Source organism: Vibrio sp. VP6, from assembly GCF_028823755.1.
Taxonomy (GTDB): domain Bacteria; phylum Pseudomonadota; class Gammaproteobacteria; order Enterobacterales; family Vibrionaceae; genus Vibrio; species Vibrio parahaemolyticus.
In genome coordinates this window covers 1-24,160 of sequence record NZ_JAPEID010000041.1, presented here as the reverse complement: position 1 = coordinate 24,160, position 24,160 = coordinate 1, and the positions used below count along the sequence as shown (strand labels likewise).

The following is a 24,160-nucleotide window of genomic DNA, read 5'->3' as shown; positions in this document are numbered from 1 at the left end:
ATTGCTAGTTAATCTGAACAAGAAAATTGAAACACAAACAACATAAATTTAAGTCATTGTTTATAATTGATTTTGATTTTTATTGTACAGCTTAGACAGTAATTAGATCATAGCAGGCCAAATGCTTACTAAGCTGTACAATTCAAATTTCAGGTAAAAAAATACCGGCACTGACGGCCGGTATTGGATTTCAATAAATAGAGGTTACTTGTGGTAAGGCTTAGATAGCTCATGTACCGCTTCAACAAACACACCCGCGTTTTCTGGCGGCACATCTAGGTGGATGCCATGACCTAGGTTGAATACGTGACCTGTACCAGCATCACCAAAACCTTCTAGGATACCCGCTACTTCTTCACGGATGCGCTCAGGTGAAGCGTAAAGCATAGATGGATCCATGTTGCCTTGCAGTGCCACTTTATCGCCGATACGCGCTTTCGCATCTGCAATATTGATCGTCCAGTCTAGACCAACCGCATCACAACCCGTTGCTGCGATTTGCTCTAGCCACATGCCGCCATTCTTAGTAAATAGCGTAACAGGTACGCGACGACCGTCATTTTCGCGAATCAGGCCATCCACAATCTTGTGCAAGTATTGCAATGAGAACAGGTTGTAATCACGAGGAGTCAGAACGCCACCCCATGTATCAAATACCATAACTGACTGCGCGCCGGCTTTGATTTGTGCATTTAGGTATTCAATCACGCTATCTGCTAGCTTATCCAGTAGAAGATGCAGAGTTTGAGGTTCTGCGTACATCATCTTCTTGATCTTCGTGAAGGCCTTAGAGCTACCACCTTCAACCATGTAAGTCGCAAGCGTCCATGGGCTACCAGAGAAACCAATTAGAGGTACATCACCATTCAAATCTTTGCGGATTTGACGCACGGCATTCATTACGTACTGCAGTTCACCTTCTGGATCTGGCAGACCGATTTTCTCTACGTCGGCTTTGCAAGTAATTGGGTTATCGAAGACCGGACCTTCACCAGCAGCAAAACGCAGACCCAGACCCATTGCATCTGGGATAGTTAGGATGTCAGAGAACAAGATCGCTGCATCAAGAGGAAAACGGCGTAGTGGTTGAAGAGTTACTTCAGACGCCAGCTCCGCATTCTTACACAAAGACATGAAATCGCCCGCTTGAGCACGCGTAGCTTTGTATTCTGGTAAGTAACGACCTGCCTGACGCATCATCCATACTGGCGTGTAATCTACCGGCTCTTTAAGAAGCGCACGCAGATAACGATCATTTTTTAATTCAGTCATTCCGTAGTTCCAATTGTTAGGCTTTCTTTGAAAGGGGGTATTCTATCACTGATTTAAGGCCAATAGCTGTGTGCTTTGCAACCCGGATCAAGTTATTAACTTTTAAATCAATGCTTAATTTGCACACAATCCGCATCAGTGTTAAAAATTTGTTCGCTAGCGAAAACTACAATTATAAACTGAGTACTCGGTACTCAGCATCTCATAACGACATCTTACTTACCCCCTCCCTCTCGGAGGGTTTTTTTTGCCTAAATTTCAATAAATTAAAAAGCCACCTTGCGGTGGCTTTAAGAACGAGCAGTTATGACTGGCAAACTTTTTTCATTAACCCTTTTACATGTCCTTTAGACAAATATGTCGGGCAAAGAGCTTCTCTTACGGTTTGCGATTCAATAATGTAATTTTCAAAGTTTGTTAGTGCGGTGTTAGCACACCTTTGTGTAGCAACCTCTTTCGCCAAAGCGAAGTTGGTATTATTTGGTCTATCCAAGGTGTAGAGCAACGCATTTGCGACGTTTTCATCCGCACAGTAGTTCTCAGCTTGCTGCACTGCTGCTGCAAAAAAAGGAACCGACAGTGACTTCGAGACATTCTGGAAAACTTTGGTTCCTTCTTCGTAACTCACCTCAGCGCTTGGTGCCAAGGTATTAAGAAGCTGACCATAATTTTCCACACATCCCTCTATCGCATATTGAATACATGGTTGTGCTGCAGGCACCAGCTCTTTCGAGAACTGCTGAGTAAAACTCTTAGATTGAGAGAGAAATGGGTAAGATAGGATTAACTGCTGACCCAGACCAATCGCATCATCTTTTGCTCCAGATGCAACATAGTGTTCAAACGCTCCCAACGCCGCATTTTGAACTAGGCTTTCCCACTCGCTATTACGTTGAGATGGACGAATATCTTCCGCATGCGCTAATAGCTCGTTCCAATTTTTAGAGCCGTTCAATGCCTTTAAGTCGTCCATGGTGTAACGAGCTTCTTCACCGACCACGGCAAAGCTGACGGACACCATGAATAACGACAATAACGTTTTCTTCATCGTTTTAGTTCCATGCCTGCTTAAGGTACTTCAACGTTGAAGAGTCGTAAGCCGCATTTGGATTCAGAGCAACTTTGAGTACGCTACCACCTTCATCTAACGCGAAACCTGCTTTTTTCGCATTCACTGAATCTTGACCTACGAATTGGATTTTTTGAACTTTTTGAAACTCTTCTTTATACAAAGCTGCGTGCTCAGTTGTCGTGCACAACTTCACCATATCATCATAGATGTAGTTAATAAGGCCACCTAACCAACCTGTGGTTTTTACTTTATCAAGTCGAGCTTCAGAAAAATCATAATTATCCCACTGAGCCCAATCGATATTGGTTTCTAGTACTTCATTACCACAAGCCTGCTGCACCTTGGTTACATTTTCTGTCATGGTATTTTCTGTCAACATGCGCTTCGCTTTTACTTCGATACTTGCATTTGCCGACATGCTTACCATTGTGCACGATACTAATCCTAGCCATAACGCTGATTTCAACTTCATTCGGTATACTCCATTATTTATAAACCCATCAATACAGAACGTCATACCAAGCTAGTCTAGCAACAGTGATGTCTCAAAAATGATTAATTTTTAACCTTTACTTCCTTTACGATCAGCATCTCAGTCTGAAAGAATATCACTAACGGTCTGCTCAATTAGCGCTCTTGCAATAGTGCCTGTTGGTGCCACTGGTGGCATCTCTTTCACACCGAACCATTGCGCATCGGATAACTCCGTATAATCCGGATTGAGCTCACCAGAATCATAATCGGCGAGGAACGCCATCATCATACTGGATGGAAAGGCCCAAGGCTGACTGCCAAAGTAACGAATGTTTTTCACGTGAATGCCCGTTTCTTCACGCACTTCGCGCGCGACACAGTCTTCTAAGGTTTCTCCCGCCTCTAAAAAGCCCGCAATCACGGTGTACATGCCATTTCGATGCCTTGGGTGCTGCGCTAGTAAAATCTGATTTTCTTTACGCACAGCAACGATGATGCATGGGAAAATGCGCGGGTAGTGCAAAGTTCGACACTCTCCGCATTGCATGGCAAATTGATTATTATTAAGAAAGTTGCGCCCACCACATTGCGGACAAAAGCGTAAGCTTTGGGTCATGTGCCCATATTGGATAGCCTTGCTCAACAGCATAAATAACGGTTCAGGGAAATGTAGACAGTCGCGCAATGAAACGAGTGGGAGATCTTGCTCCAAATCTGCAAAATTAATCCACATCACTGGCGAACCAAGATAGTCGCCAATTTGCCTCGCATTCTCTTCTGGCAGTGAGAACTGCTCCGCACTACCAAAAGGCACAGCCCCATCCACCAGCCAAATTTCACTTCCTGCAACAACACACCAATGTGCATTTGCCACACGGTTAACATCACCTTTTCTTAACATTACACCATCCCTTTGCTTGAAGTTCGTTCATTTTACTGGCAATCTAATTTCATACTAGAGTTTGTTCTTAACGATATTTGCAACTATAAATTCTAGTAAGGACAAGAGTTTGTAATAACTTTACTAACTTTGCTTTGCAAAGGATACGTTCGCCAGCCGGCGATCAGATCATGAGGGCATGGTCATGCTAAAAAAATTCAAACAAACACAAGACCAGTGGGGTGGCTCAAGTGACGTCATTGATCACTGGTTAGAGACGAGACAATCCTTAATTGTCGAATATTGTAAGCTTGCAGCACTGCAACCTTGTTCGAAATCCAACGTTCTAGAACTTCCTTCTCCCTCCGAGCTACAAAACTTCTGCCAACACCTAGTCGATTATATTTCCGAAGGCCACTTCAAAATCTACGATATGGTGATGGATAAGTGGAAAGCCACAGGCTTTGTCGCAACAAACGAAATCAACCAAACTTACGGCAAAATCGTGCTAACCACAGAACCGTTGTTAAACTTCACCGATAAGTATTCAGACGTGACAGAAGATGATGAGTTAGAGGATTTCGACTCTGATATGTCTTTGATCGGGGAAATCATTGAAACGCGCTTTGAAGTAGAAGACCATTTGATCCAGCTTATCGCGGATAGCCTTGCGATGCCTCCTGGCGCATAAATGATAATAGAAAAGAGTGAAAGGGTTGATGACTATATATCAGCCCTTTTTTGTACCTCTCAACCGAGTGAAGTGAATAGATACAAAAAAGGCACCCGAAGGTGCCTTTTCTTTTAAGCTCTTAACGATTACTCGTCAGAAGAGAAGCCAGCGTTTAGAAGTGCTGCTAGGTTATCTGTTGCTTGTTCAGCAGATGGACCTTCTTGCGCTTCAGCACGTTTAGCTTGACGCTCTTGGTGGTATGCGAAACCAGTACCAGCTGGGATCAGACGACCAACAATTACGTTCTCTTTCAGACCACGTAGGTCATCACGCTTACCAGAAACCGCAGCTTCTGTTAGTACGCGAGTTGTCTCCTGGAACGATGCCGCAGAGATGAACGACTCAGTTGCTAGAGACGCTTTAGTGATACCTAGAAGTTCACGTTCAAAACGAGCAGGCTCTTTGCCTTCAGCTTCTAGATTACGGTTAGCAATCTTAACTTGTGAGTATTCAACTTGCTCGCCAGGTAGGAACTCAGAGTCACCAGCGTGAGTAATTGTACACTTACGCAGCATTTGACGAACGATAGTCTCGATGTGCTTATCGTTAATCTTAACGCCTTGTAGACGGTAAACTTCTTGTACTTCGTTAGCGATGTACTGAGTTACTGCGTGTACGCCACGTAGACGTAGAATGTCATGTGGAGACTCTGGACCATCAGCGATTACATCACCACGTTCAACGCGCTCACCTTCGAACACGTTAAGCTGACGATGCTTAGGAATCATCTCTTCGTAAACTTCACCGCTATCACGAGTGATAACTAGACGACGCTTACCTTTGGTCTCTTTACCGAAGCTAACTGTACCTGTGTGTTCAGCAAGAATCGCAGGCTCTTTAGGCTTACGAGCTTCAAACAAGTCAGCAACGCGTGGAAGACCACCGGTGATATCTTTGTTACCGCCAGATTTCTGAGGAATACGTGCTAGCGTATCACCCACACCTACTTCTGCGCCGTCTTCAATGTTCACGATCGCTTTACCAGGTAGGAAGTAGTGAGCTGGCATTTCAGTACCAGGGATCATTACGTCGTTACCTTGCTCGTCAACAAGTTTGATAGCTGGACGCATATCTTTACCTGCTGCTGGACGAGCTGCTGCGTCCGTTACTTCGCTTGAAGATAGACCAGTTAGGTCATCTGTTTGACGAGAAACTGTTACGCCATCAATCATATCTACGAACTGGATACGACCAGCTACTTCAGTGATGATTGGCAGTGTGTGCGCTTCCCAGTTCGCTACTGTTTCACCAGCTTCAACTGCGTCGTTGTCGCCTTTGCTTAGTAGCGAGCCGTATGGCAGTTTGTGTTTCTCTTTCGTACGGCCGAACTCATCGATGATGGTTAGTTCAGATGCACGAGAAGTGATAACTAGCTTGCCATCTTTGTTTGTTACGAACTTAGCGTTGTGAAGCTTAACAGAACCGTTGTTCTTCGCTTGGATGCTGTTCTCTGCTGCTGCTGTCGATGCCGCACCACCGATGTGGAACGTACGCATCGTAAGCTGTGTACCCGGTTCACCGATAGACTGAGCAGCGATAACACCTACTGCCTCACCTTGGTTTACTAGGTGACCACGTGCTAGGTCACGACCGTAACACTGTGCACAACAACCGAAGTCAGAATCACACGTTACTACAGAGCGCACTTTCATGCTGTCTACTGAGTTCTCTTCCATGATTTGACACCACTTCTCATCGATCAGGGTGTTACGTGGAATAAGAACATCTTCAGTACCAGGTTTTAGAACGTCTTCAGCAACTACACGACCTAGAGCTAGCTCAGACAGTGCAACTTTAACATCACCACCCTCGATGTGAGGCATCATGTCAACACCCTCGTGAGTGCCACAGTCATGTTCAGTTACAACAACGTCTTGAGCAACGTCTACTAGACGACGAGTTAGGTAACCCGAGTTCGCTGTTTTCAGTGCCGTATCCGCAAGACCCTTACGAGCACCGTGCGTTGAGATAAAGTACTGAAGTACGTTTAGACCTTCTTTAAAGTTCGCTGTGATCGGCGTTTCGATGATTGAACCATCTGGACGCGCCATCAGACCACGCATACCGGCAAGCTGACGAATCTGTGCTGCAGAACCACGAGCGCCCGAGTCCGCCATCATGTAGATGCTGTTGAATGACTCTTGCTGTTCCTCTTCACCTTCACGGTTAACTACCGTTTCAGATGAAAGGTTTTCCATCATTGCTTTCGCAACGCGGTCGTTGGTCGATGCCCAGATATCGATCACTTTGTTGTAGCGTTCGCCTGCAGTAACAAGACCTGATTGGTACTGTTCCTGGATTTCACGTACTTCTTCTTCCGCTTCTGCGATTTCAGTGTACTTAGCTGGCGGTACAACCATATCGTCGATACCAACAGATACACCAGAAAGTGCCGCGTAAGCGAAACCTGTGTACATGATTTGGTCAGCGAAGATTACTGTGTCTTTCAGACCTAGCTTACGGTACGCCTCGTTAAGTAGGTTAGAGATTTGCTTCTTACCTAGTTTTTGGTTAACGATGCTGTACGGTAGACCAGCTGGCACGATTTGCCATAGCATTGCACGACCAACAGTGGTATCTACCATCTTGGTCTCAGTTGTGCTGTTGCCGTCTTCGTCTACAACTGTCTCTGTAATACGTACTTTAACGCGCGCGTGAAGCTCAGCTTGTTTAGTGCGGTATGCTTTCTCAGCCTCTGCTGGGCCAGAAAGGTACATGCCTTCACCTTTCACGTTGATCTTTTCACGAGTCATGTAGTACAGACCCAATACAACGTCCTGAGAAGGTACGATGATCGGATCACCTGACGCTGGCGACAGAATGTTGTTTGTCGACATCATCAGAGTACGAGCTTCAAGCTGTGCCTCTAGAGTTAGAGGTACGTGAACCGCCATTTGGTCACCATCGAAGTCCGCGTTGTACGCCGCACAAACAAGTGGGTGTAGCTGGATCGCTTTACCTTCGATTAGTACTGGTTCGAACGCCTGGATACCTAGACGGTGAAGTGTAGGTGCACGGTTCAATAGTACTGGGTGTTCGCGGATTACTTCGTCTAGGATATCCCAAACAACCGCTTCTTCACGCTCTACCATTTTCTTCGCAGCTTTGATTGTAGTCGCAAGACCACGAGTCTCTAGCTTGCTGTAGATAAATGGTTTGAATAGCTCAAGTGCCATCTTCTTAGGAAGACCACACTGGTGCAGACGAAGGTATGGACCTACTGTGATTACAGAACGGCCAGAGTAGTCTACACGTTTACCTAGAAGGTTCTGACGGAAACGACCTTGTTTACCCTTGATCATATCAGCAAGAGATTTCAGAGGACGCTTGTTAGAACCTGTGATCGCACGACCACGACGACCGTTATCTAGCAGCGCATCAACAGACTCTTGCAGCATACGTTTTTCGTTACGTACGATGATGTCCGGAGCCGCTAGCTCTAGAAGACGCTTCAAACGGTTGTTACGGTTGATCACACGACGGTATAGGTCGTTCAGATCAGAAGTCGCAAAGCGACCGCCATCTAGTGGTACTAGAGGACGTAGATCTGGCGGAAGTACTGGAAGTACAGTCAGGATCATCCACTCTGGGTTGTTACCCGATGCGATGAACGCTTCTACCAGTTTAAGGCGCTTAGTGACTTTTTTACGCTTAGTTTCTGAGTTTGTAGTCTCAAGCTCTTCGCGCATTTGTTCAGCTTCAGCGTGCATATCCATAGAACCTAGTAGGTCCTTGATAGCTTCTGCACCCATCTTAGCTGTGAACTCGTCACCCCACTCTTCTAGACGGTCTAGATACTCTTCTTCAGTTAGCATCTGACCTTTTTCTAGATCAGTCATACCCGGTTCAGTTACTACGTACATTTCGAAGTAAAGAACACGTTCGATATCACGTAGAGGGATATCCATTAGTAGACCGATACGAGACGGTAGCGATTTTAGGAACCAGATGTGAGCTACTGGTGAAGCAAGCTCGATGTGGCCCATACGGTCACGACGAACTTTAGTTTGTGTAACTTCTACACCACACTTCTCACAGATAACACCACGGTGCTTCAGGCGCTTGTATTTGCCACAAAGACATTCGTAGTCTTTAACTGGGCCAAAGATACGCGCACAGAACAAACCATCGCGTTCAGGTTTGAACGTACGATAGTTGATCGTTTCAGGTTTTTTAACTTCACCGAAAGACCATGAACGGATCATGTCTGGTGAAGATAGACCGATTTTGATTGCATCAAATTCTTCGGTCTTATGCTGTGCTTTTAGAAAGTTTAATAAGTCTTTCACAATCAGCTCCTGTAAGGAGTTAAAAGGAGCTCACCCGCAAAAGTGAGCACCTTTCTACCGATAATCCCGTGGGGATTACTCTTCGTCTTCTAGCTCGATGTTGATACCTAGCGAGCGGATCTCTTTCAACAATACGTTGAACGATTCAGGCATGCCAGGTTCCATGCTGTGGTTACCGTCTACGATGTTTTTGTACATCTTAGTACGGCCGTTAACGTCATCTGACTTAACGGTTAGCATTTCTTGTAGAGTGTAAGCCGCACCGTATGCTTCTAGTGCCCATACTTCCATCTCACCGAAACGCTGACCACCGAACTGAGCTTTACCACCTAGTGGTTGCTGAGTTACTAGGCTGTACGAACCAGTTGAACGTGCGTGCATCTTGTCATCAACAAGGTGGTTCAGTTTCAGCATGTACATGTAACCAACAGTTACAGGACGCTCAAACGCATCACCTGTGCGACCATCAAACAGCGTTAGCTGACCAGATGTTGGCAGGTCTGCTAGCTCAAGAAGCGCTTTGATTGATGCTTCTGGAGCACCATCAAATACAGGTGTCGCGATTGGTAGACCGCCACGCAAGTTCTTGATCAGAGTACGTACTTCATCATCAGATAGAGAAGCAATGTCTACTTTCTGGCGAGTGTCGCCTAGATCGTAAACTTTTTGTAGGAACTCGCGGAATTTCGCTAGTTCTTGCTGCTCTTTAACCATCTGGTTGATCTTGTCACCGATACCTTTCGCTGCCAGACCTAAGTGAACTTCCAGGATCTGACCGATGTTCATACGCGAAGGTACACCCAGTGGGTTAAGTACGATGTCTACAGGCTGACCTTTCTCATCGTATGGCATGTCTTCAACAGGGTTGATCTTAGAGATTACACCCTTGTTACCGTGACGACCCGCCATCTTATCACCCGGCTGAATGCGACGTTTAACCGCTAGGTAAACCTTAACGATCTTCAGTACGCCAGGTGCTAGATCATCACCTTGAGTGATCTTGCGACGCTTAGTTTCGAACTTCTTATCGAAGTCAGCTTTTAGCTCGTCCCACTGCTCAGCAAGTTGCTCAAGCTGAGTTTGTAGTGCGTCATCTTCTAGCGTTAGTTCTAGCCACTTCTTACGATCAGTCGCGTCTAGTTTCGCTTCAGAGTAACCGCCTTCAATCAATACAGCTTTAACACGGTTTAGAAGGCCACCCTCGAGAATCTGGAATTCTTCAGTTAGGTCTTTCTTCGCTTCTTTAAGCTGCATCTGTTCGATTTCAAGCGCACGCTTGTCTTTCTCTACGCCATCGCGAGTGAAGACTTGAACGTCGATGATCGTACCTGATACAGAGTTCGGTACACGTAGTGAAGTATCTTTAACATCCGATGCTTTTTCACCGAAGATAGCACGTAGTAGCTTCTCTTCAGGAGTTAGCTGAGTTTCACCTTTAGGTGTTACTTTACCAACTAGGATGTCGCCACCCTTAACTTCAGCACCAATGTAAACGATACCTGACTCGTCTAGTTTAGACAGAGCAGATTCACCTACGTTTGGAATATCCGCTGTGATCTCTTCAGAGCCCAGCTTAGTGTCACGCGCCACACAAGTCAGTTCTTGAATGTGGATTGTCGTGAAGCGGTCTTCTTGAACTACGCGCTCAGATACTAAGATCGAGTCTTCGAAGTTGTAACCGTTCCAAGGCATGAACGCGATACGCATGTTTTGGCCAAGCGCTAGCTCACCAAGGTCTGTTGAAGGACCATCAGCAAGAACGTCACCGCGTGCTACAGGTTCACCTGGCATCACACATGGGCGCTGGTTAATACATGTGTTCTGGTTAGAACGTGTGTATTTAGTCAGGTTGTAGATGTCGATACCAGCTTCACCTGGTACTAGCTCTTCTTCGTTCACTTTAACAACGATACGAGAAGCATCTACTGACTGGATTACACCACCACGTTTCGCAACAGCCGTTACACCTGAGTCAACGGCTACGTTACGTTCGATACCAGTACCAACAAGCGGTTTGTCAGCTTTCAGTGTTGGAACTGCCTGACGTTGCATGTTCGCACCCATCAATGCACGGTTCGCATCATCGTGTTCTAGGAACGGGATAAGCGATGCAGCGATAGATACAACCTGGTTTGTCGCAACGTCCATGTACTGAGCGTGCTCACGAGGATGTAGACCAGATTCACCTTTCTGACGAGCTGTGATCAGCTCATCTGCAAAAGTACCATCTTCGTTTAGCTTAGCGTTCGCCTGAGCGATAACGAATTGGCCTTCTTCGATTGCAGATAGGTAATCTACTTCGTCTGTTACAACACCATCTACAACGCGACGGTATGGCGTCTCAAGGAAACCGTACTCGTTACAACGCGCAAACGCAGATAGAGAGTTGATCAGACCGATGTTTGGACCTTCCGGCGTTTCGATAGGACATAGACGGCCGTAGTGAGTTACGTGTACGTCTCGAACTTCGAAGCCAGCACGTTCACGAGTTAGACCGCCAGGACCCAATGCAGAAATACGACGCTTGTGCGTTACTTCTGATAACGGGTTGTTTTGGTCCATGAACTGTGAAAGCTGTGAAGAGCCAAAGAATTCTTTAACTGCCGCAGAAATTGGTTTCGCGTTGATCAGGTCTTGAGGCATAACAGCGTCAAGGTCGCCTAGGCTTAGACGTTCTTTAACTGCACGCTCAACACGAACTAGACCTACACGGAACTGGTTCTCAGCCATTTCGCCGACAGAACGGATACGACGGTTACCTAGGTGGTCGATATCGTCCACTTCGCCTTTACCGTTACGGATCGCGATAAGCTTCTTCATCACTTCGATGATATCTGTTTCATCAAGTGTGCCTTGCTCTTGAGCATCTTCACGACCGATAGAGCTGTTAAACTTCATACGACCAACAGTCGATAGATCGTAACGCTCTTCAGAGAAGAATAGGCTTTCGAATAGTGCTTCTGCAGCTTCTTTTGTTGGTGGCTCACCAGGGCGCATCATGCGGTAGATTTCTACCAATGCAGAAATACGGTCAACAGTGCTGTCGATGCGTAGTGTTTCTGACATGAATGGACCGTGGTCTAGATCGTTCGTAAACAGAACTTCTAGCGCTTTGTGGCCAGCTTGAGACAGGTTCGCTAGCGCTTCCAGGCTGATTTCCTGGTTAGCATTAACAATGATCTCGCCTGTTGCTTCGTTGATGTAATCTTTCGATGCAACTTTACCAACGATGTACTCTACTGGTACTTCGATGTGATCAACGCCATCTTTCTCTAGTTGGCGGATATGACGAGCTGTAACGCGACGACCTTGCTCTACGTAAACTTTACCATTCGATTCGATGTCAAATGACGCAGTTTCACCACGTAGACGATCTGGAACCAACTCCATCAGTAGAGTTTGGTCTTTCACTTCGAAGTTCACTTTCTCGAAGAAGATATCTAGGATTTCTTCAGTCGATTTACCTAGTGCACGAAGGATGATCGATGCTGGTAGCTTACGACGACGGTCGATACGAACGTACAAGTTATCCTTAGGATCAAACTCGAAATCAAGCCATGAACCACGGTAAGGAATAACGCGTGCGTTGTATAAAACTTTACCTGAAGAGTGGGTCTTACCCTTATCGCTGTCGAAGAACACGCCTGGGCTTCGGTGCAGCTGGGATACGACAACCCTCTCGGTACCGTTAATTACGAAGGTACCATTGTCTGTCATGAGTGGAATTTCACCCATGTAGACTTCTTGTTCTTTAATGTCTTTTACAGTACCTGCTGGCGCGTCTTTATCAAAGATAACTAGGCGTAGTTTTACACGTAGTGGCTTTGAGTAAGTTACACCGCGGATTTGACATTCTTTAACGTCAAAAACTGGCTCACCAAGACGGTAGCTAACGTATTGCAGCTCAGAATTGCCGTTGTAGCTCTGAATCGGGAATACAGAACGGAAAGCAGCTTCAAGACCGTATTGACCTTCAGGATCCTGTTCGATAAATTTGTCGAACGAATCGAGCTGGATCGATAGCAGGTATGGAATGTCCAAAACTTGTGGACGAGTACCAAAGTCCTTACGGATGCGCTTTTTCTCGGTATAAGAGTAAACCATGGGGTTCCTCAGCTCGCTGATAAGTGACCCAAACTGTCCGCCCACTCCTAGTTACTTAAGGGGGGTAAGGGACAGTGACTAATATAGCTGTTTACTGTAGTGACATTTCATTTCGAAAGAATGAAATGTTTTTTGCATGGATATCAGGCGCTTAAACAGCGGGAAAATTCGCCTATACCCTACAGCGCAAAAAGGCCGGTGGTTAAAAAACCACCAGCCAATTAGCCGTTAGGCTAAGAAACTATGCAATAATTACTTAACAGCAACAGTTGCACCAGCTTCTTCTAGCTGAGCTTTAAGAGCGTCAGCTTCTGCTTTGTCAACACCTTCTTTAAGAGGTGCTGGAGCGCCGTCTACAAGAGCTTTAGCTTCTTTAAGACCTAGGCCAGTTGCGCCACGTACTGCTTTGATTACAGCAACTTTGTTACCGCCAGCAGATTCTAGGATTACGTCGAATTCAGTTTGCTCTTCAACAGCTGCACCAGCAGCAGCGCCGCCAGCTACAACAGCAGCAGCAGCAGAAACACCGAATTTCTCTTCCATTGCTTCGATTAGTTCAACAACTTGCATTACAGACATTTCTGCAACTGCGTCTAGGATTTGCTCGTTAGTAATAGACATAACAATTCTCTTTTAAGTCAACAATAAGTTTATTAAGCAACCAGTAAAAAGCAAGGCTTATTAAGCAGCTTCTTTTTGATCGCGGATAGCAGCGATTGTACGAACCAGCTTGCCAGCAGAAGCTTCTTTCATGCACATCATTAGGCGTGCGATTGCTTCGTCGTAAGTTGGTAGTGTCGCTAGTACTTCAGCGTCAGTTAGCGCGCCTTCAAATGCAGCAGCTTTGATCTCGAAGTCTTTGTTCTCTTTAGCGAAGTCTTTGAAAAGACGCGCTGCAGCACCTGGGTGCTCGTTAGAGAACGCGATTAGAGTAGGACCAGTGAAAGTGTCAGTTAGACACTCGTAGTCTGTACCCTGAACCGCACGACGTGCTAGAGTGTTACGCACGACTTTCATGTAAACGCCAGCTTCACGAGCTTGTTTACGTAGAGAAGTCATTGCGCCAACTTCAACGCCACGAGAATCAGCTACAACTGCAGAAAGTGCACCACTGGCAGCTTCGTTGACTTCAGCAACAATTGCTTTTTTGTCTTGAAGGTTTAAAGCCATCTTGGATTTACTCCTGGTTGTCGTTACACCACTCACTATCATCACGACAGTGAGAGCTATTGAGGTGCATTCCCAGAAGAAAGTTAACTATTTACATAGAGCTTTCTGTCAGTTCGGGCACCATCTACGTAGGATAATTAAGTCAACGGTTAGGCAGACACCTACGGTCTTGGACGGAGACTGGGTCTTAATTCATTTCGAACTAGGAGACAGTTCAAAGAACCAAAGTTCAGCCCCAACCACAAATATTAGGCGCAAAATTATACACAAATTTTGCGCCTAAGCAAATAAATTATGCTTGAGTGTTCAGGCTAGCCTGATCAACAGCAACACCAGCACCCATAGTAGTAGAGATGCTTACTTTCTTCAGGAAAGTACCTTTCGCTGAAGATGGCTTAGCTTTCTTCAGAGCAACTAGAAGTGCTTCTAGGTTCTCTTTGATCTGCTCAGCAGAGAAGTTTGCTTTACCGATAGTAGTGTGGATGATGCCGTTTTTGTCGTTACGGTAACGAACCTGACCAGCTTTAGCGTTTTTAACTGCTTCAGCAACGTTAGGAGTTACAGTACCAACTTTAGGGTTTGGCATAAGACCGCGAGGACCTAGGATAGTACCTAGTTGACCTACAACGCGCATTGCATCTGGAGAAGCAACAACTACGTCAAAGTTCATTTCGCCTTTCTTAACTTGCTCAGCAAGATCTTCCATACCAACGATGTCTGCGCCAGCTTCTTTAGCTGCTTCAGCGTTTGCACCTTGAGTGAACACTGCTACGCGGATGTCGCGGCCAGTACCGTGAGGTAGTACAGTAGCACCACGTACGTTCTGGTCAGATTTACGAGCATCAATGCCTAGGTTAACAGCAACGTCTACAGACTCAACGAATTTAGCAGTAGCTAGTTCTTGAAGAAGAGCAACAGCTTCGTTGATTTCGTATTCTTTAGTTACGTCAACTTTTTCGCGGATTACGCGCATGCGCTTAGTTAGTTTTGCCATCTTATTAACCCTCTACCACTAGGCCCATTGAACGAGCAGTACCAGCGATAGAACGCTTCATCGCTTCGATGTCAGCACCAGTCATATCTGCAGCTTTAGTTTCTGCGATTTCTTGGATTTGAGCGTCAGTTACAGTGCCCACTTTTTCAGTGTTTGGACGGCCTGAACCAGACTTAACGCCAGCAGCTTTCTTAAGAAGAACAGCAGCAGGTGGAGTCTTAGTTACGAACGTGAAAGAACGGTCGCTGTATACTGTGATAACTACTGGAGTTGGTAGACCCTTCTCTAGAGATTCTGTTTTCGCGTTGAACGCTTTACAGAATTCCATGATGTTAACACCGTGTTGACCTAGAGCAGGACCAACTGGTGGACTTGGGTTCGCAGCGCCAGCAGCAACTTGTAGCTTGATGTAAGCTTCAACTTTCTTAGCCATGATAATTCCTAAGTTTGGGTACAAACGCTAATCACGGATCAGCTCCCCGTTTGTGTAAGAAACTTTTTACTTCACAAGAAGTAAAAAGGCGCGAAATTATAGTCATAATTCGCGCCTTATACAACCCTAAAAAGGTGATTTTTTATACTCTTTAAATCAGAGTATTAGTCCAGTTTTTCAACCTGACCAAATTCAAGCTCAACTGGTGTTGCACGACCAAAGATCGACACAGACACTTTCAGGCGGCTCTTCTCGTAATCCACTTCTTCAACGGTACCGTTGAAATCAGCAAATGGACCTTCATTAACACGAACCACTTCACCCGCTTCGTACATAGTACGTGGACGAGGAGCTTCACTCGCTTTCTCAAGACGGTTAAGAATAGCGTCAGCTTCTTTATCAGTGATAGGTGCTGGACGGTCTGAGGTACCACCAATGAAGCCCATGACACGCGGCACACTACGTACTAGGTGCCATGATTCATCGTTCATAATCATCTGAACAAGGACGTAACCTGGGAAGAACTTACGCTCAGATTTGCGACGTTGACCCGCGCGCATTTCCACTACTTCTTCAGTAGGAACTAGTACTTCACCGAATAGCTCTTCCATGCCGTGCATTTTGATATGCTCGCGCAGAGATTGAGCTACACGACCTTCAAATCCAGAGAAGGCTTGAACCACATACCAGCGTTTTTTTGGAGCTTCACTCATGAATTAAAACCCTCTATACCCCAGTTGCTAGAGCTACTAGACGAACCATAATTCCGTCAATACCCCATAGCACTAGAGCCATTACAATACTTACAGCTAAAACGATCAGTGTTGTTTGCATGGTTTCTTGGCGAGTAGGCCAAACAACTTTACGTACTTCCATACGCGATTCTTTTGCAAAACTGATCGCTGCTTTACCTTTAGTCGTTGTTGCTGCAACGCCAAGGGCAGCTGCAATTAGAACAACAACGCCTGCAGCGCGAACCACTACAGACATTTCACCATACAGGTAATTACCCACAACAGCGGCAGCTGCCAATACGAAAGCGGCAACCCACTTAAACGTATCTGCTGCATTTGAGCTATCAGGAGTTTCAGCATTATTTGCTTTCATAAAACCAACCTGTTACAAGTCTTAATATAGACGACAACAACCCCGCTGTTGCAGGGCAAACTCCATATCGCTGAAAAACAGCGAACTCTTCTTAAGATTAAGCCTCTTTGCCTAATCTTGCTCTGCACCCAACCCACTTCTGAACAAGAAAACAGCAAAAATAATATTGAGCGCAGAAAAAGGGCATCAAATGATGCCCTTTTTGCTACTGGTTCGTCAAATCTAATTCAAGATTTTCCGAAAGCATTCGTTTAATTCGTTAAGAATTATTCGAAGATCTTAGCAACAACACCAGCACCTACTGTACGGCCACCTTCACGGATAGCGAAACGTAGACCTTCGTCCATTGCGATTGGTGCGATTAGCTCAACAACCATTTGGATGTTGTCGCCTGGCATTACCATTTCTACGCCTTCTGGTAGAGAGATATCGCCAGTTACGTCAGTTGTACGGAAGTAGAACTGTGGACGGTAACCTTTGAAGAAAGGAGTGTGACGACCGCCTTCTTCTTTAGATAGTACGTATACTTCTGATTCGAACTTAGTGTGTGGAGTGATTGAACCAGGCTTAGCTAGTACTTGACCACGTTCAACTTCGTCACGCTTAGTACCACGTAGAAGTGCACCAACGTTCTCACCTGCACGGCCTTCATCTAGAAGCTTACGGAACATCTCTACACCAGTACATGTTGTAGTAGTTGTATCCTTGATACCTACGATAGCAACTTCGTCACCAACTGTTAGGATACCACGCTCGATACGGCCAGTTACTACTGTACCACGACCTTGGATTGAGAATACGTCTTCGATAGGCATTAGGAATGGCTGATCTACCGCACGCTCTGGCTCAGGGATGTAAGTATCTAGAGCTTCAGCTAGTTCAACGATTTTCGCTTCCCACTGCTCTTCGCCGTTTAGTGCGCCTAGTGCAGAACCTTGGATAACTGGTAGGTCATCACCTGGGAAATCGTATTCAGATAGAAGTTCACGAACTTCCATTTCTACTAGTTCTAGTAGCTCTTCATCATCAACCATGTCACATTTGTTCATGAATACGATGATGTATGGGATACCAACCTGACGGCCTAGTAGGATGTGCTCACGAGTTTGTGGCATTGGGCCATCTGTCGCAGCAACAACTAGGATACCACCGTCCATCTGTGCAGCACCAGTGATCATGTTTTTAACATAGTCAGCGTGTCCTGGACAGTCAACGTGTGCGTAGTGACGTGATGGAGTGTCGTACTCAACGTGTGAAGTAGCGATTGTGATACCGCGCTCACGCTCTTCTGGAGCGTTATCGATAGATGCGAAGTCTTTCGCTTCACCGCCGTAAACTTTAGCTAGAGTAGTACAGATAGCTGCAGTTAGAGTTGTTTTACCGTGGTCAACGTGGCCGATAGTACCAACGTTAACGTGCGGTTTCGTACGTTCAAATTTTTCTTTAGACATGAGTGGTCCCTCTAGGTACGGATTTTTGGTGGCCCAAATTGACCACGCAACCAAATAAAGATTATTGGTAAATCTAATATCAAAAGGAGATAACTTTGAGAGCTGGTGCTGATAGGCAGACTCGAACTGCCGACCTCATCCTTACCAAGGATGCGCTCTACCACCTGAGCTATATCAGCACTCAAATTAGAGTGGAGCGGGCAGCGGGAATCGAACCCGCATCATCAGCTTGGAAGGCTGAGGTAATAGCCATTATACGATGCCCGCAACACGTAACTCTGAGAGCTATTTCCTAAAGAATATGGTGGAGGGGGACGGATTCGAACCATCGAAGGCAGTGCCGGCAGATTTACAGTCTGCTCCCTTTGGCCACTCGGGAACCCCTCCAAATTTTTAAGCCATTCTAACTACTAAAGGAAAGAATGGTGCCGACTACCGGAATCGAACTGGTGACCTACTGATTACAAGTCAGTTGCTCTACCTACTGAGCTAAGTCGGCATAAGTGGTGCGCATTCTATTGAATGATTTTCTAGGTTGCAATAGCTATTTAAAAAAAAGTCGTAAAAATCGTTTTTTTAGTTTCAACTGCTGCAAAATCATACAAACCTCGCTTTTTAAAGCAAACTTTCGTGCTTTGTCGTTTGCTTTGCACGGTGCTTGTTGTATGTTCTTGCTCTCTACTAAACCAAGGATAAAAGAGACCCATGAGTCCATTTTTGTCATTTGACCGTGCCGAGTGGGCAGAACTGCGTAATTCTGTTCCGATGACACTCTCTGAAGACGATCTAAAGGCGCTTCAAGGCATAAATGAAAACCTCACTATGGAGGAAGCGGTAGAGATCTACCTTCCTTTGTCTCGTCTACTCAATTTATATGTACAGGCTCGCCAAAGTCGCAACTCTGTTCTTCAGCAGTTTCTAAATACCGAGGAACACGCTCCGCCATTTGTTATTGGCATTGCGGGTAGTGTGGCTGTTGGAAAAAGTACAACAGCACGCATTCTTAAAGCACTGCTTTCTCGTTGGGAAAATCATCCCAAAGTCGCCTTAGTTACAACGGATGGCTTTCTGTATCCCAAAAAGGTTTTGGAAGAGCGCGGTATCATGCATCGCAAGGGTTTTCCCGAATCTTACGACATCAAACGCTTGGTAGAATTTGTTTCTGATGTAAAGGCGGGTAAACCAAATCTTGAAGTACCTGTTTACTCACACATCACATACGACATTACTGATGAGCTAAAAAAAGTCGACCGACCTGACGTGCTGATTATTGAAGGCTTAAACGTATTACAAAGCGGTATGGACTACCCACATGATCCACATCGAGTATTTGTATCTGATTTTCTTGATTTCTCAATTTATGTTGATGCGGAAAGTGAAACGATAGAGCAGTGGTATGTCGAGAGATTTTTGAAGTTTCGCCGCGGAGCTTTTACTAAACCAGGCTCCTACTTCAGCCACTATACGCAGCTGTCGGTCGATGAAGCGAAAAGTAAAGCGAAAGAAATTTGGCGCAATATTAATGGACTCAATCTGGAATTGAACATTCTTCCAACCAGAGAAAGAGCCCATTTGATCCTCCACAAAGGTGCTAACCACCTTGTCGACAAAGTATCGCTAAGAAAGTAAAGGGGCTCAGTCCCCTTTTCTCAACGAAATTTCTCCGCCAATGTAGGTTTCCAAACCATTTTCAGTTTTGAGCACCACCCCACCCTGTTGGTCGATACCTTGTACCACTCCGTGTATTTCTCTCGGTCCCATAAGAAGCTTAACCGGTCGGCCGATAAAGTTGTCCAAACGATTCCAACGTTCAACAAAACCACCCAGTCCAGTCAGTTCATATTCTTCTAACGCGGCTTTCCAATGATCGATAAGACGTATCGCCAATTGAGTTCTATCGATACTAACTTCATTGGAAATCTGGTTGAGTGTTGTCCAAGGTTGATCAATACCGGGCTGCACATCAGGCATGCCAATATTTAATCCCATTCCAATCACTAAGTGAGCTGCGCCTCCTGCTTGACCAGACATCTCCACTAAAATACCGGCTAGTTTTTTATCTTGATAGTAGATGTCGTTTGGCCACTTAAGCTTAACACCTTGGATACCGATACTTTCCAGTGCTTCGACTGCAGCAATACCCACGACCAAACTCAGTCCCATCGCTGCCGCCATACCCGCATCTAAACGCCAGTACATAGACAAATACAGATTGGTGCCAAATGGCGATATCCATTGACGTCCGCGACGTCCGCGACCCTGCGCCTGATATTCAGCGATACAAACTCGCCCTTTATCGGATTCGCTGACTTTCTCTAACAAATATTGATTCGTTGAATCAATCACGGAAATCAGTTCAACTGGAGTGCTAATGGCATTTTTCAGACGAGTTTCATCGAGTAATTGAAGAGGATGAGCCAGTTGATAGCCTCGTCCTTGGATACGATAAATATCCACTCCCCAATCATTCAACCCTTTAATGTGCTTTGCAATTGCCGCTCTAGAAATGCCCAGTTGTTGTCCAAGCATTTCACCTGAATGGAAACCGCCATCGCTGAGTGTTTTAAGGATATGTAGCTTCACTGAGTGTTCTTTTCTCATTGAGCCGCCTCAATCTTAGCGAGATTAGTTTCACCTTGACGATTCATAAAGCGCACTTCGTGTTCGAGTTCAATTTGGTACTTATCCCACACCGCCCTTTTCACCAGAGAAGCAAGTGCAACCACGTCATCAGCACTGCAGTTGTCGACATTTGTTAATACCAACGCTTGTAAAGGGTTCACCTGAGCACCGTTGACTGAAATACCTTTCAAACCACACTGGTCAATCAGCCAACCGGCTGCCACTTTCATTCCCTCGTTTGCAGGGTAAGCCACCATGTCGCTATGCTTTCGAATGAGTTGATCATAATGATCTTGGCTGATCACAGGGTTTTTAAAGAAACTCCCTGCGTTACCGACTTTAGCTGGGTCTGGCAGTTTCTCCATACGAACTTGGCACACACGTTCAAAGATTGCATTTGGACTTAATTCGTTTTCAGGGATGTTTTGTAACGGCCCATATTGATTCTTCGGCGTCCATCGCTTCGGCAGCTTCAAGCCAATGGCTGTGACAAAGCATTTTTCATATAGATCATGTTTGAAAACTGAATCTCGGTACCCAAATTCGCAGTCTTCCGCACTCATCCGCCTCGTTTTTAAAGTCGTCAAATCCAATACATCGACGTAGCTACAAAGATCTTTTAGTTCAACCCCGTATGCGCCGATGTTTTGGATCGGAGCTGACCCAGCACAACCGGGAATCAAAGCTAAGTTTTCGATCCCGCCCATACCTTGGGCAACACACCAAGCCACCAAACTCGGCCAATCCTCCCCACCTTGAACATGCAGAAGATAATCTTCATGGGTTTCTGAAACCGATTTCCCCAAAAGGCGGTTAACAATGACGAGACCATCAAAATGTTCAGTAAATAGAACATTGCTGCCTTTACCCAAAAACAACTTCGGCAGACTTTGAAAAGCAGGATTTTGATAGAGGCTGATTACATCATCTATCGAGTCAACAATGGCTAAGTAGGAGCAAGTCTGCTCGATACCAAAAGTGTGAAAAGCCTTGAGGCTTGCGTGTTCTTTAATTTGCATAGTGATTTGCAACGCCAGATAAGATTCTCTTAAACTGGGCACATTCTACCCCAGTTAACTTTTAACCGCAGTGACAATACCTAACTCATTAATCATAGAAGTGTTAAATCCGATCAAACTCCCTTTGATCAAAAAGCTCTATAAAGCCCATTACCCCTCCGGGCGAGCCAAAAAAGATGAACTCATCATCACAGCCAGTCGTGAAGGTGTGATCGTCGCACTACTAAGATTAAAAACCGTAGAGCAATATCGCTTATTAACAGGCATGCTCGTCATCCCAGAAGTTAGAGGCACGAGCGTTGGCCGCACTCTGCTAGAGCATTGCGAGAACAAAGTTTTCGAAGATGGTGATTATTGCTTCGCTTTTAGCTACTTAGAAAAATATTATGCTCAACATGGTTTCGAAACCATTGACAGTCATGAGCTGCCGAACTCCTTAAAGATGGCCTTTCAACGTTATGTTGATAGCGGCAAAGATCTCATTCCAATGCAATTTATCCCTTCAAAGGTTTCAAAGCGTGCGCTTTAGTAGCCAGGGAAATCATATCTTTGGTAAAATATCAGGTTCGCAATATTGCACTAAAATAAGGTACTCACACCGATATGATAGTAAATAGGAATCCATTCGAGCAGTTGCCTAGTCTCGCAATCAATCCTGAAGACTTTGATGTTCTGTACTCTGCAGAAACATTTCGAACTCGTCTTTTAGATGCGATCAGCAAAGCAACGTCACGAATCTACCTAGTCGCTCTATATCTGGAAGATGATGAAGCTGGGCGTGAAATACTCACTGCACTTTACGAAGCAAAGCAGCGTAATCCAGGATTAGACATTAATATCTGTGTTGACTGGCACCGAGCACAACGCGGCCTTATTGGTGCAGAAACATCAGAAGGCAACTCAGCGCTTTATAAAGCGTTTGCTGACCAATACCAACATGCCATCCCTGTTTATGGTATCCCCGTTCGCGGTCGAGAAGTATTTGGTGTACTTCATTTAAAAGGCTTCGTCGTCGACGATACCGTGATTTACAGTGGCGCTAGCCTTAATAACGTTTATTTGCAGTACCATGGTCGCTATCGATTTGATCGCTACCATGTTATTAAGCACAAGTCCCTTGCAGATACGATGGTGAACTTCGTTCAAAATGAAATGATTGCTCACCCTGCAGTAAACGACTTGGCTGATCGAGATAAGCCAGAAACCAAAGAAATTAAATCGGCAATTCGCCAACTTCGCTCTTCTCTTGCTCAAGCCAACTATCAATTTGCCCATGAGTCAGCGGCGGAAGATAAAGTAAAGATCACACCACTTGTTGGTCTTGGTAAGCGTCGAAACTTACTAAACCAGCAAATCGTCAAGCTACTAGCAGCAGCAAAAAACGAAATTTTCATCTGTACGCCATATTTTAACTTCCCTAAATCAATTCACCGGGAAGTAAAACGTGCAATGAAACGTGGAGTAAAAGTAACGATCGTGGTAGGAGATAAAACCGCGAACGATTTCTATATCTCTCCAGAAGAAGATTTCAAAACCATTGGTGGTCTTCCTTACCTTTACGAGGTAAATCTGCGCCGCTTTGCCAAAGCAAATGAGGCGAACATTGCAGCTCGTAAACTTTCAGTGCACTTATGGAAGCATGAAAACAACAGCTTCCACCTAAAAGGTATCTGGGTTGATAAGCGATACATGCTGCTTACGGGTAACAACTTAAATCCGCGTGCTTGGTCTCTCGATCTTGAAAATGGTTTATTGATTCAAGATGACTACGCAAACCTTACTCATAAGTTTGAAGATGAAGTAGCCCGAATCCTTGAACATACGCAGCTAATCTGCACTTACAAACAGTTGGAAAAAGTCGAAGATTACCCGCTTGCTGTACAAAAACTAGTGAGAAAAATCACTCGCTTAAAAGCTGACGGTGTTTTAAAGCGTATCCTTTAAATATCTTCCGCTTATTTGTCTTTCGAAAGCCCAACTTATGTTGGGTTTTTTTTGTACATGGCAGATCAAGTGATTTCTATTTTTCAAAAGACATATCTCACCCTGAAGACCCCCACACACTTTTTAAACATAAGTATTTGATTAGTTCTAAGCACCTTAGAACGGCTTAAAAAGATACTTATTAAAGGATTGAAACTGGACTTACTCTCGAAAAAACAGACAAAGGTAGTTAATACACTATCGAATTCGCATGCTTAATCTTATAGATTGAATCAAATCGACAAACTCATGTTTCCACTCCACATGATTAAGTAGGCAATGTCGACAAAATGGAAATTGAGAAAAACGTGTCCTGGATCGACGTTATGAAAATTATAATTAGGAAGAGGGTATAGGAGATTAATACGGCGCTTTAAAATGACTAGCTAATCTTTAATGGGGAAGCTAGTAAGATGGTACTCAACTGAGAATTGTCTTTCTTGGAAGGGAAAATGACAGTCCCTAAAATGACAAAAGCCCTGCTATTTCTAGCAGGGCTTTCAAATAAGTGGCGGAGCGGACGGGACTCGAACCCGCGACCCCCGGCGTGACAGGCC

General features: G+C 45.1%; 19 protein-coding genes and 4 tRNA genes. 4 read left to right on the top strand and 19 right to left on the bottom strand.

Translation table 11 applies throughout. The annotated features are described in order from the left end of the window. Positions 1 to 204 precede the first annotated feature (204 nt). The 4 genes from hemE to nudC form a co-directional block, all read right to left on the bottom strand. Positions 205 to 1,272, bottom strand: coding sequence for a uroporphyrinogen decarboxylase (gene hemE, locus OU793_RS20130; protein WP_140103689.1), 1,068 nt, complete (start codon positions 1,270 to 1,272; stop codon positions 205 to 207). Between the two features lie 304 nt (positions 1,273 to 1,576). Then, complete coding sequence (locus OU793_RS20125; RefSeq protein ID WP_005456479.1) at positions 1,577 to 2,320, bottom strand: hypothetical protein; 744 nt, start codon at positions 2,318 to 2,320, stop codon at positions 1,577 to 1,579. Positions 2,321 to 2,324: 4 nt separating this feature from the next. Beyond that, positions 2,325 to 2,816, bottom strand: coding sequence for a hypothetical protein (locus OU793_RS20120; protein WP_015297455.1), 492 nt, complete (start codon positions 2,814 to 2,816; stop codon positions 2,325 to 2,327). Positions 2,817 to 2,936: 120 nt separating this feature from the next. Further along, positions 2,937 to 3,719 carry an NAD(+) diphosphatase gene (gene nudC / locus OU793_RS20115; protein WP_140103690.1) on the bottom strand — a complete coding sequence of 261 codons (783 nt, stop codon included), beginning with the start codon at positions 3,717 to 3,719 and terminating at the stop codon, positions 2,937 to 2,939. A gap of 178 nt (positions 3,720 to 3,897) precedes the next feature. Between nudC and OU793_RS20110 the strand changes: the two genes are divergently transcribed. Further along, the gene (locus OU793_RS20110) at positions 3,898 to 4,389 is read left to right on the top strand and encodes an Rsd/AlgQ family anti-sigma factor (RefSeq protein WP_005497574.1); all 492 of its coding nucleotides are present in this window, start codon (positions 3,898 to 3,900) and stop codon (positions 4,387 to 4,389) included. Between the two features lie 128 nt (positions 4,390 to 4,517). Here the strand turns inward: OU793_RS20110 and rpoC are convergent, their stop codons facing one another. The 13 genes from rpoC to OU793_RS20045 form a co-directional block, all read right to left on the bottom strand. Then, positions 4,518 to 8,720, bottom strand: a complete 4,203-nt coding sequence (gene rpoC / locus OU793_RS20105) for a DNA-directed RNA polymerase subunit beta' (RefSeq protein WP_005456484.1) — start codon at positions 8,718 to 8,720, stop codon at positions 4,518 to 4,520. Between the two features lie 75 nt (positions 8,721 to 8,795). Further along, positions 8,796 to 12,824, bottom strand: coding sequence for a DNA-directed RNA polymerase subunit beta (gene rpoB / locus OU793_RS20100; protein WP_274647826.1), 4,029 nt, complete (start codon positions 12,822 to 12,824; stop codon positions 8,796 to 8,798). 252 nt (positions 12,825 to 13,076) lie between these two features. Further along, positions 13,077 to 13,445: a 50S ribosomal protein L7/L12 gene (gene rplL, locus OU793_RS20095; RefSeq protein WP_005466152.1), complete on the bottom strand. Its 369-nt coding sequence runs from the start codon at positions 13,443 to 13,445 to the stop codon at positions 13,077 to 13,079. Positions 13,446 to 13,505: 60 nt separating this feature from the next. Further along, positions 13,506 to 13,994 (bottom strand): 50S ribosomal protein L10, encoded by a 489-nt coding sequence (gene rplJ, locus OU793_RS20090; protein WP_005481772.1) that lies wholly within the window; start codon positions 13,992 to 13,994, stop codon positions 13,506 to 13,508. 292 nt (positions 13,995 to 14,286) lie between these two features. Beyond that, positions 14,287 to 14,988 carry a 50S ribosomal protein L1 gene (gene rplA, locus OU793_RS20085; protein ID WP_005489780.1) on the bottom strand — a complete coding sequence of 234 codons (702 nt, stop codon included), beginning with the start codon at positions 14,986 to 14,988 and terminating at the stop codon, positions 14,287 to 14,289. Positions 14,989 to 14,992: 4 nt separating this feature from the next. Beyond that, positions 14,993 to 15,421, bottom strand: a complete 429-nt coding sequence (gene rplK / locus OU793_RS20080) for a 50S ribosomal protein L11 (RefSeq protein WP_005489784.1) — start codon at positions 15,419 to 15,421, stop codon at positions 14,993 to 14,995. A gap of 164 nt (positions 15,422 to 15,585) precedes the next feature. Further along, complete coding sequence (nusG, locus tag OU793_RS20075; RefSeq protein ID WP_005384681.1) at positions 15,586 to 16,134, bottom strand: transcription termination/antitermination protein NusG; 549 nt, start codon at positions 16,132 to 16,134, stop codon at positions 15,586 to 15,588. 13 nt (positions 16,135 to 16,147) lie between these two features. After that, positions 16,148 to 16,528: a preprotein translocase subunit SecE gene (secE, locus tag OU793_RS20070; protein WP_005384680.1), complete on the bottom strand. Its 381-nt coding sequence runs from the start codon at positions 16,526 to 16,528 to the stop codon at positions 16,148 to 16,150. A gap of 266 nt (positions 16,529 to 16,794) precedes the next feature. Continuing rightward, complete coding sequence (tuf, locus tag OU793_RS20065; RefSeq protein ID WP_005480487.1) at positions 16,795 to 17,979, bottom strand: elongation factor Tu; 1,185 nt, start codon at positions 17,977 to 17,979, stop codon at positions 16,795 to 16,797. Positions 17,980 to 18,082: 103 nt separating this feature from the next. Continuing rightward, positions 18,083 to 18,158: transfer RNA gene (locus OU793_RS20060), tRNA-Thr, on the bottom strand. Between the two features lie 13 nt (positions 18,159 to 18,171). Then, positions 18,172 to 18,246, bottom strand: a tRNA-Gly gene (locus OU793_RS20055). A gap of 35 nt (positions 18,247 to 18,281) precedes the next feature. Beyond that, positions 18,282 to 18,366 (bottom strand) — tRNA-Tyr (locus OU793_RS20050). Positions 18,367 to 18,402: 36 nt separating this feature from the next. Continuing rightward, positions 18,403 to 18,478 (bottom strand) — tRNA-Thr (locus OU793_RS20045). 206 nt (positions 18,479 to 18,684) lie between these two features. Here OU793_RS20045 and coaA point away from each other — a divergent pair. Further along, positions 18,685 to 19,608 carry a type I pantothenate kinase gene (gene coaA / locus OU793_RS20040; protein WP_015297458.1) on the top strand — a complete coding sequence of 308 codons (924 nt, stop codon included), beginning with the start codon at positions 18,685 to 18,687 and terminating at the stop codon, positions 19,606 to 19,608. Between the two features lie 6 nt (positions 19,609 to 19,614). Here the strand turns inward: coaA and birA are convergent, their stop codons facing one another. Together birA and murB are read right to left on the bottom strand one after the other, a co-directional pair. Next, positions 19,615 to 20,580: a bifunctional biotin--[acetyl-CoA-carboxylase] ligase/biotin operon repressor BirA gene (birA, locus tag OU793_RS20035; RefSeq protein ID WP_005478002.1), complete on the bottom strand. Its 966-nt coding sequence runs from the start codon at positions 20,578 to 20,580 to the stop codon at positions 19,615 to 19,617. Further along, positions 20,577 to 21,620 carry a UDP-N-acetylmuramate dehydrogenase gene (gene murB / locus OU793_RS20030; protein WP_020839817.1) on the bottom strand — a complete coding sequence of 348 codons (1,044 nt, stop codon included), beginning with the start codon at positions 21,618 to 21,620 and terminating at the stop codon, positions 20,577 to 20,579. The genes birA and murB overlap by 4 nt, the downstream gene beginning before the upstream one ends. A 100-nt stretch (positions 21,621 to 21,720) precedes the next feature. Here murB and OU793_RS20025 point away from each other — a divergent pair, with 100 nt between their 5' ends. Both OU793_RS20025 and pssA read left to right on the top strand, forming a co-directional pair. Then, on the top strand, positions 21,721 to 22,149 hold the full coding sequence (locus tag OU793_RS20025) for a GNAT family N-acetyltransferase (RefSeq protein ID WP_005497562.1): 429 nt from the start codon (positions 21,721 to 21,723) through the stop codon (positions 22,147 to 22,149). A gap of 74 nt (positions 22,150 to 22,223) precedes the next feature. Next, complete coding sequence (gene pssA / locus OU793_RS20020; RefSeq protein WP_023624203.1) at positions 22,224 to 23,564, top strand: CDP-diacylglycerol--serine O-phosphatidyltransferase; 1,341 nt, start codon at positions 22,224 to 22,226, stop codon at positions 23,562 to 23,564. Positions 23,565 to 24,160: the final 596 nt, after the last annotated feature.

Excerpts from the sequence above, each read along its gene's own strand:
- OU793_RS20110 (WP_005497574.1), top strand. The coding sequence starts at position 3,898 with ATGGTCATGCTAAAAAAATTCAAACAAACACAAGACCAGTGGGGTGGC.
- secE (WP_005384680.1), bottom strand. The coding sequence starts at position 16,528 with ATGAAAGCAAATAATGCTGAAACTCCTGATAGCTCAAATGCAGCAGAT.
- tuf (WP_005480487.1), bottom strand. The coding sequence starts at position 17,979 with ATGTCTAAAGAAAAATTTGAACGTACGAAACCGCACGTTAACGTTGGT.
- murB (WP_020839817.1), bottom strand. The coding sequence starts at position 21,620 with ATGCAAATTAAAGAACACGCAAGCCTCAAGGCTTTTCACACTTTTGGT.
- nudC (WP_140103690.1), bottom strand. The coding sequence starts at position 3,719 with ATGTTAAGAAAAGGTGATGTTAACCGTGTGGCAAATGCACATTGGTGT.
- OU793_RS20125 (WP_005456479.1), bottom strand. The coding sequence starts at position 2,320 with ATGAAGAAAACGTTATTGTCGTTATTCATGGTGTCCGTCAGCTTTGCC.
- rplL (WP_005466152.1), bottom strand. The coding sequence starts at position 13,445 with ATGTCTATTACTAACGAGCAAATCCTAGACGCAGTTGCAGAAATGTCT.
- rplJ (WP_005481772.1), bottom strand. The coding sequence starts at position 13,994 with ATGGCTTTAAACCTTCAAGACAAAAAAGCAATTGTTGCTGAAGTCAAC.
- birA (WP_005478002.1), bottom strand. The coding sequence starts at position 20,580 with ATGAGAAAAGAACACTCAGTGAAGCTACATATCCTTAAAACACTCAGC.
- rplA (WP_005489780.1), bottom strand. The coding sequence starts at position 14,988 with ATGGCAAAACTAACTAAGCGCATGCGCGTAATCCGCGAAAAAGTTGAC.
- pssA (WP_023624203.1), top strand. The coding sequence starts at position 22,224 with ATGATAGTAAATAGGAATCCATTCGAGCAGTTGCCTAGTCTCGCAATC.
- coaA (WP_015297458.1), top strand. The coding sequence starts at position 18,685 with ATGAGTCCATTTTTGTCATTTGACCGTGCCGAGTGGGCAGAACTGCGT.
- rpoB (WP_274647826.1), bottom strand. The coding sequence starts at position 12,824 with ATGGTTTACTCTTATACCGAGAAAAAGCGCATCCGTAAGGACTTTGGT.
- rplK (WP_005489784.1), bottom strand. The coding sequence starts at position 15,421 with ATGGCTAAGAAAGTTGAAGCTTACATCAAGCTACAAGTTGCTGCTGGC.
- OU793_RS20120 (WP_015297455.1), bottom strand. The coding sequence starts at position 2,816 with ATGAAGTTGAAATCAGCGTTATGGCTAGGATTAGTATCGTGCACAATG.
- hemE (WP_140103689.1), bottom strand. The coding sequence starts at position 1,272 with ATGACTGAATTAAAAAATGATCGTTATCTGCGTGCGCTTCTTAAAGAG.
- nusG (WP_005384681.1), bottom strand. The coding sequence starts at position 16,134 with ATGAGTGAAGCTCCAAAAAAACGCTGGTATGTGGTTCAAGCCTTCTCT.